The following is a 413-nucleotide window of genomic DNA, read 5'->3' as shown; positions in this document are numbered from 1 at the left end:
GCAACCCGACTGGCAGCACAACTGAAAAAAATGCGTCGTCATCAACGTTACGATGCCGAACAAATTGTCCGTGACAGCGGGCGAGCGGCAGGAGAGGAACCGCTGTTCGGTCCGGTACTCAATATCAAGGTATTTGATTACCAACTGGATATTCCTGGTGTTCAGACGCAAACCCATACCCTGGCAACCGGTCCGGTTAATGACCTTGAACTGGCCCTGTTCCCGGATGAACACGGTGATTTGAGTATTGAGATCCTCGCCAATAAACAGCGTTACGATGAGCCAACGTTAATCCAGCATGCTGAACGCCTGAAAATGCTGATTGCCCAGTTCGCCGCGGATCCGGCGCTGTTGTGCGGCGATGTCGATATTATGCTGCCAGGTGAGTATGCGCAGCTGGCGCAGATCAACGC

At 53.0% G+C, this 413-nt stretch carries 1 protein-coding gene; it reads left to right on the top strand.

Annotated features, from left to right (window positions below; translation table 11 throughout):
* Positions 1–413 (top strand): condensation domain-containing protein (locus GYB81_RS23855; protein ID WP_233787680.1); only part of this gene is annotated, 413 nt, incomplete at both ends.

The organism is Pseudomonas yangonensis, assembly GCF_009932725.1.
GTDB classification, from domain to species: domain Bacteria; phylum Pseudomonadota; class Gammaproteobacteria; order Pseudomonadales; family Pseudomonadaceae; genus Aquipseudomonas; species Aquipseudomonas yangonensis.
This window is presented reverse-complemented; position numbering and strand designations above follow the sequence as displayed.